We start from the raw sequence: 7,775 nt of genomic DNA on the forward strand, positions 1-7,775 counted from the left end.
AAAGCCGATCAAGTGGAAGTATGACGATCCTTCACGTCGAATCCGCCAGGTGCCAAATCAATGACGCAGTCGACTAGTAGAAGCCGGGCGCAAACTGGAGCGTGAGATGCAGAAGCACGAGCTACGTCTATCGTGCCTAATATTTATCCGCAATTGACCTGCCCCCGCTTTTAGTCCGAGCTGCAGTTAGAGTCCGAGGTTAAAAACTGCTGCTTCGCATCGTGGGCCCGGGCGAACTGCGCTGGCGTCAGATAGCCGAGGGAACTATGAGGCCGGTCGGCGTTGTACTCGATACGCCATTGTTCAATCAGCTGCTTGGCGTGACGCATGGAGACGAACCAGTGCTCGTTCAGGCATTCATCGCGGAACCGCCCGTTGAAGCTCTCGATATAGGCATTCTCCACCGGCTTGCCAGGCCGAATGAACGACAGCGTGACACCGGCTTCGTAGGCCCAAGTATCCAGCACCTTACCAGCGAACTCCGGCCCGTTGTCGACTGTGATGGATGCAGGTAAGCCTCGCATCTCCTTGAGCCGCTCAAGCACTTGCTGCACTCTTTGGCCCGGCAGCGAGGTGTCGACCTCGATAGCCAAGCACTCGCGCGTATAGTCGTCGACCACGTTCAGGCATCGAAACCGCCGACCATAAGCCAACCCGTCGGAAACGAAGTCCATCGACCAACTTTGATTCGGGCCTGTTGGCAATGGCAGCGGCGTGCGCCCGACCGCCGCAATACGCTTGCGTCGCCGCTTGCGCACGCTCAGCCCCGCCTGGCTGTACAGGCGCCAGATGCGCTTGTGGTTGGCCAAGCAGCCATCGCGCTGCAACAGCACGTGAATCCGGCGATAGCCGTAGCGGCGCTTCTGCGCGGCGATGGCAATCATCCGGCCAGTCAGCGCTTCGTCATCAACTCGGCGGCGTGACTCATAGTGAAACAGCGAGCGAGAAATCCCTACCAGCCCGCAGGCCCGGGTAACACCCATGGCACGTTCGGTCATCAATATCCGGACCGCTTCGCGCTTGGCCTGCGGGCTTACTACTTTCGAGCTAACAGGTCCTTCAACGCGGCGTTGTCGAGCATCGAATCGGCCAACAGGCGCTTGAGCTTGTTGTTCTCCTGCTCAAGTTCCTTCAGGCGCTGCGCTTCGGAGACGGTCATCCCGCCGAACTTCGCTTTCCAGTTGTAGTAGGTCGCTTCTGAGATGCCGTACTTGCGGCACAGCTCCGCCGGCTTCAGGCCAGCCTCGGCTTCCTTCAAGATGCCGATGATTTGTTGTTCGGTGAATCGCTTCTTCATTGCCGTTCCTCTCTGGAACGGACTCTACACCGTCGCCGTACTAAACGCGGGGAGCAGGTCAGCGATCTTGTACCCTAGACACCTGAACATTGGCGTCTTTGGGCGGAGCTTTTTGAATTATCTCGGCAGTGCGGTCCGCGTCCGTTGCTGTCAGTCCGCGAATCACACGCACTTCCGGCCACCGCGGACCGAAGTGATAGACGGCGGCATACATGATCTTTGCGCGAATCGACGAAACGCCCGATGCCAGCATTCCCGTGAAGAAGGCCATATGTACTGCCTGCCAGTCACGGTTTTTCTGAACGCAGGCGACGTCATGTATTACCGATGCTTCGCGATACTTGCCTTCGAAGGGACCGCCGATTAATGACCACGCTGACTCCGGTATCGAAGCCCCATCGACCACAGCGCCCGCCTGCGCGTCCCATCGGGTGCCCTTCGGGTCGACATAGGCGAATGACTCGAGCAGCCGCATATCGCGGCCATTTTCAAGCCATTCCGCTCGCACGTGCCCGATGTAGTAACCGTAATTCTCCTGCGCCGCTGCGGTGCATGTCAAAAGGATGCTCAGCGCAGGAGCAACAAACAGCCTCGTGGAGGGTCGGCTCATGGGTAGTCCGCTTACTGATGAGGCTTGGAAGTCAGAACGCTCCCGCTTTCCTTGATTTTCAGCGTTGAAGCGCCGCGGCCGAAATCGAAGAGCACCGGTCGCTGAGTCGTTTTTTCGGATGGTATATCGCTACGTAGGTCGATGACGTGAGTCCGTCCGGGTTCGTTGTTTGACGAGCCAGGCGCTTCCTGGATCGTCGATTTCGTGAGCTCCGGAACACGCTTTCTTGCGTAGGCGAGCCATTCGTCGAGCCATATCGAACCGTCCGGCGGACGGAAGTCCGCGGCTCCGTGGTCGAGTCCGTCGACGATCAGTGCGTAAGTCAGATACCCATGTTTCAGGTCGCCGGCCTCCAGCGCCACACTGTCCGCCTGACTTCCCGCGAGGATGCGCATCCCCTTGTCATAAGCGAGTTGGCCGAGCCCGCGACTCGCAAGCGGACCCGGGCGGAAATTCGTTTCGATTGCGCCGCCGGAATGGCAGGCGTCCAGAATCATGGTTACCTCCGCAGCGTCCAGACCCTCCAGCCATTGCGCGAGTTCGGCGCTTGAGATCGAGGATTTTAGAAGTCGCGGCGCAATCGTCCTTTCATCGGCGGGTCGACTATCGATGTCTGAGGGAAGCACGAAAAACTCTCCATCTCGTGACAAATGACCGTGACCCGAGAAAAAGACGAAGACCAGATCCTGCGGCCCAGCCCGTTCGACGGCACCGACAGGTGACGGTCCTGGCGATGCAGTTGCACCAATTTCACCCGCGACAGACATCAAGGTACGCCGGATGTTTTCTTTGGTGGCGGAAGCGGTGCCTTCGCCGGGGTAGGCCGGCGAGGTCATCAAGAAGGATATGACCTCGTCGATCGACTTGTCTGCCTTCAGGATCGTCGACATCTCATGAAAGAACGCTTCGGCATCCCCTGCAGCGTAGTTCAGATCGAATCTCGAATTTGCATATTGATTGACGCCGATGGACACCAGGTACGCGCGCCGTTTGCGGGCGACGAACTCCTCGGTTCGGGTGAAGTGCGTGTCAACCGTTGGGCCCTTGAACCCACCGCGATTGAAGGCATAGGCGCTGAAGGTCGTTTGCTCGCCCGCGTGACCACTTGGTAGGCGAACGTGTGAGAAGACCGCGTCGATGCCCCCACGAGCGCGCAATGGGTCGTCGGGAACCCGAAATACGCCCACTAGTTTGCCGTCGCGAAACAATTTTACGCTCGCGACCCGGTCACCGGATCGCGACGACGTGGAGTGTCCATTGACGCGCACCTCGACGTTTACGGTGTCAGCTGATTGCGGTTTGATCGAAATGCTGTCCACTGAGGGGAGTTCCGTTTCGACGCCGATGAGGTTAGGATTCGGCACTGCGGCGCCGTGCAGTAGCTTCCACATCAACTGGGGTTCGTATAGATTCGCCAGGTAGGTCTCAATCGGGAAGGTCTTGCCCGGCGAATCGGGACGCACCCAGTGAAGTACGCCGACATCGTCCATATTGCTTGCATCGAATAGGCCATCGGCGGTGGCAAGCACCCATCCGCCGCCCTCCACGACAACGATCCGCGCTCTCGCCGAACCCGAGATTTCGTCGTAGAGCGTCATCTGGCCGTCGGCGCGCAACAACAGTAAGTTCTTATCGTCGAGACGACGTGCAGTGCGAAGCGGCTCCTCGTCTGTGTACAGGACCACCGTGGATGACGCGTGCTCGCTTTGGGGATTTCGGACGTCGGGCGCCTTGCCGCCGTCGCGGACGACCAGTATCCGATCCGTTTTTTCCCGCGGGTTTGACATGTCTTTAGCGTCGACAGAGAAACGTTGCACCTCAATTCCGGAGTCGGCGCGGAATAGTCGGGGCGATGGCCCCTCGCTGGTGAAAGCTAGAACCTTCTGGTCGCCTTTTGTGAGCGCCACGCCATGAAGATGGGGAATTGAGTGCGTCCATCTAGGCCGTTCACCGTCTTTTGCTGAATATTGCGATAGTTCGCCCGCATCGACGATAAGCACCGTGTCTCCGTCATCCGCGACAGCGGCTTCGGGAAAATCCGAGCCGATTCGCTGAAACGACGCAACGACTCCACCCGTGCGCGCATCTAGGACTTTATAGGTGAATGTCATGCGCCGCTTGACGATTTCGTCTGAGTTCAGTTCTACGCCGAGCAGATAGTTTCCTGAGTTGGAGTAGAAGTTGAAGTCAAGATTCCTGGCATCCTCGAGCAGCACGGTTTCCGCGCCCGACGACAAATCTCGCGATACGAGTCTGTATGAGAGAGTGGAAAGGAGTTGCCCCGCTGCGGGAGGCACTTTGTCCTGTCGTACGTACAAGAGGTTCCATCCATCCGGGCTGAATATCGGAAGCGTGCGGTCGGATCCGTAGTTTGTGAACGACGAGACTTCCCGCCCGTCTGTTCGATCGAACACCGCATAGCTTTTGCGGTTGGTGACGGCCTCCTCAGCCTGACAAAGGAGTTTGCTGAAGTCGTTTGACCATTTCTTCGGGCGGACGCAATCGCCCGATAATTGCACGCGATACGGCATCGGGCCCGGGGATTCCATGAAATAATCGTCGCCGTTCTTTCGGACGAAACTGTCCGCAAAGGGCGGGCTCGTCGATGCCACCTTGTTCTGGCTCTCGACCACCGCATCCGCATCGCCGAAATTCCATTCGAGGAGTGTCCGGCCCCTGGTGACATAGGCGTGCGATTCGTCTTTCACGACGATATCGCCCTCCCCGAACTCAGCGTCGTATTCCGACAGAACCTTCCTGGTTTCGATCGACAATGCTTCCAGCCCATAATTGCCTTTAAGAAGTAGCAATTCCCCTGTCGGAGAAACGGAGAGCCGGTCGTAATCTTTATCGAGCGTTGTTTCACCGGAAATGTCGAGGCTCGGCCAGTTCATAAATCGAAGTAGTCGCCCTTCGAGGACGATCAGGGCGTGTGCGCGCGGCGCAAACACAACCTGATCCGGTATCCCGTCGCTCACTTTCAGGACGGTCACTTTTCCGTCGTCGCCTACGAGGCAGTATGCGGTGCTGATCGTCTTCTGAAGTTTCGACCTGCTATTTTGGCCGTATGCAATGTGGTCGATGTCGTCATTCATCGCATCCCACATTCTCTTGTTGTCGGTTTCGGATATCGCGGCGACCAGCCACCCCGAATCGACGCGGATCGCACTTCCCGTGGGAACGTAATGCTCGGGAAGGTCGATGTATTTTTTTGCACGATCCGGTGAAATCACGACCAGTTGCGCCTTTCGTTGCTCACCAGATAGGAAAACGAGGATACGCCCTTTACCTCTGTCGAGCGCCACCGCTTCATGAGGTTCGTCGAGTATGGTCTGTGCTTCGAAATCCAGAAGATTCGTGTAGCGCAGTTGACGATCCGTTGTGATCCATACATGGTCGCCCGCCGCGTACATGGCCGAGACGGGTTGCTGATCGAACATCTTGAACTGGGTCTTCCGGAGCGACGGGATGGCCACCAAGTATGGGGTCTCGTCTTTCGGCGCCACCAGGATCCGGTTTCTGTGATCTGCCGCGTCGACGCCCGCGACCAGACCATCGCCCGCCAGCAACACACTGCCATTTTGGGCGTTGTAAAGCGCCCAATGGTTGGTTCGTTCGTTGTTCGCCAACAGCATGCCATCGGGGACCATTCGGATCTCGGTCGCTTCGAGATCCTTCATCCATTCCGGCGAGAGCTTACGCATCCACCTGAGATCGTAAGCGCCGATTTTTCTCGGCTCGCCCAATGCATCAAGCGTAGGCTTCGAATTCGTGCGTGGTTCGAGGTAGTACAGAACGAGCGAGCGTGTATCGAGTGCGAGCGCATGTTCCATTGACGGTTCGCTGTCGATAGGAAGCGTGTCCGCAGCCTTGGCGATGCGTCTCCCCGATTTATCGAAAATCTCGACTGAAACTGAGCGGTGAGGTTGCTCGCTGCCGGTGATCGGGGTGGTGAGGATCAAATTTTGTCGATCCTCCGAAACGAAAACCTTCGACGATATCTGGTAATTGCCCGGCAACTTTTCTTCCGCGTATCCGTTTGGCGTGTTCCGTGCGACAAATTGCGCTTCTCGGGCGTTGTTGAAATAAGCCAGTCCCTGTCCATGCACGCAATGCATGACGGGCGATCGAGCCGGGAACCGAGCTTGAACCTCTCCCGTCAACGGATGAAGAAATGCAACGGTCTCCCCATTGAACGTCGCAACAGATGAGTTGTCTGTGGTGAAGCACCACGTTCCAAACGGTGCTGATAGGTCGGTGTGTATCTTGCTGACTACTCGTCCGGACGATGTCTCGTAGAAAGTCAGATTTCCGGAGCTACGCCCTATCTTCCCCATCAACATACCGTTGGGTGAGAATTGTATATTCTCGTAGGGTTCGATTTGCGCGTACAGCTTTGGGCCGGTGGCGGCCACCGTTCCACGAACGAGAAGCGCTATCAAACACAGCACAAGCCAATGAGCGATAGCCACCTTACACCACCGGCACGGGAATGCAGAATTATTGAAAGTCCGAGCAACGGCCGCTGCAAATAACGGAAGCCGCCTTGGAAGCTAAAGCATGTTGCGGTTTACGGTTTATAGGAAACTTTCAGTCTGGTGTCATGTGCGCTGGCACACGTTCCCTCACGAGTTGCGATTCCTAGTCGTCACGCCCATTTTTCATTTAGCTTCAAGTGGATCCATGCCACTAGGTTGCGAATCACTCGATGAGCTCGAAGAGATACGACGGCCGTTTCGCCGGTTCAGGACCGCCGGCCGGGAACGCGAGACTTGCAAGCTACAATTCTGCACACTAGCCGGTAGATAACGCGGCCGTGGAGTCCACGATCCATTTGTCCAATGACCGCTTCGCCTCAGGAACGCGTCTTTGAAGACGGGAGGTGATGACCGGCCGCAACGGGTCGGGCTGCGTCAGCCCGCTATCCAAATTCATCGCCGGAAAGCGGCCAGTGGAGTTCCGCTTCCCGGAAGCGGCCAGTCGGCAGTGCATACTCACGACCCAACTCGGCCGCTTAACCGTCGATACACCAAGCGTCTCTTGATGAGGGTGCATCGGCCAGTCGCTCTCAGTCTCGGGAACGCGTTCTTGCCGGGGAGCCGCCGCAAAGGGCAGAAATATACTTGCTTTCCAACGGTGATTGAGCCGCGCCCCGAAGCGACTCCCGCTGTCATCGGCCAATGCGTAGTCCCAACCCACCCGCTGGTGTTGGGATTGGCCGAACCGCTACGCAGTGCGGCTGATGATGTCGGCCCCGTCAAAGTCGCGTGCCCTTTCAATCCCAGCGGAAATGGATCCGCATCGTGCGGCCCGATCTATAGCCTCTTCCTTTCGCTTTGCCGCTTCTTCGCGTGCGGCGGCCTCTCTTTCCGCTTTTTCCTTCTCCGCCGCTTCGAGCAATTCTTTGACCGAATCGTAGGCGCCACGACATGCGAAATAGACAAGCGGTATCGCGGCGGGCTCAACGCACGCGCCCGCGATAGCTCCGACGCATTCAACTACTGAGGCTGTCGTTTTAGATGTGTCATCTATAGCTTTTCCCGTTTCTTTTGCCACGCGCTTGACCTCGTCGATGGTCTTTCCTTCGTCTATGCAGCTTTGGCTCGAATTCGCGATCTTCTCGAATGACTTGATATTTCCGTCGATATCCGAGGCGATCATTGGCATTCGATAACTGATCGTTCCCCAGTTAATGTTGAGGAAGAAGTCTGGGCACTGACCTGGAGTAGCCCCTTGATTCTCAGGACACGCGGCACCTCTTAAAATAAGAGGGAGTCTTGTGACTGGTCTTAGAATCCTTAACAAAATGAACGAAGGGGCTGTTAACCCTCGATGAATCCTGTTAACCTTTTCATTGTTTCGACGGTG

At 57.0% G+C, this 7,775-nt stretch carries 4 protein-coding genes; all 4 read right to left on the reverse strand.

Going from position 1 to position 7,775, the window contains the following annotated elements; all coding sequences use genetic code 11:
• Positions 1–170 precede the first annotated feature (170 nt).
• A protein-coding gene (locus tag NCR35_RS29530; RefSeq protein WP_250537433.1) for an IS3 family transposase occupies positions 171–1,297 on the reverse strand; the annotation gives its coding sequence in 2 pieces (ribosomal slippage) (positions 171–1,057 and positions 1,057–1,297; 1,128 coding nt in all).
• A 58-nt stretch (positions 1,298–1,355) separates the two neighbouring features.
• On the reverse strand, positions 1,356–1,907 hold the full coding sequence (locus NCR35_RS29535; protein ID WP_250537434.1) for a DUF1353 domain-containing protein: 552 nt from the start codon (positions 1,905–1,907) through the stop codon (positions 1,356–1,358).
• An 11-nt stretch (positions 1,908–1,918) separates the two neighbouring features.
• Complete coding sequence (locus NCR35_RS29540) at positions 1,919–6,025, reverse strand: caspase family protein (protein ID WP_250537435.1); 4,107 nt, start codon at positions 6,023–6,025, stop codon at positions 1,919–1,921.
• A 1,108-nt stretch (positions 6,026–7,133) separates the two neighbouring features.
• Positions 7,134–7,775, reverse strand: a 642-nt coding sequence (locus tag NCR35_RS29545) for a hypothetical protein (RefSeq protein ID WP_250537436.1), incomplete at its 5' end; no start/stop codon positions are given.

Source organism: Caballeronia sp. AZ10_KS36 (genome assembly GCF_023631105.1).
Lineage (GTDB): Bacteria > Pseudomonadota > Gammaproteobacteria > Burkholderiales > Burkholderiaceae > Caballeronia.

Coding starts and splice junctions, on each gene's coding strand:
- NCR35_RS29535 (WP_250537434.1), bottom strand. CDS start 1,907: ATGAGCCGACCCTCCACGAGGCTGTTTGTTGCTCCTGCGCTGAGCATC.
- NCR35_RS29540 (WP_250537435.1), bottom strand. CDS start 6,025: ATGCATTGCGTGCATGGACAGGGACTGGCTTATTTCAACAACGCCCGA.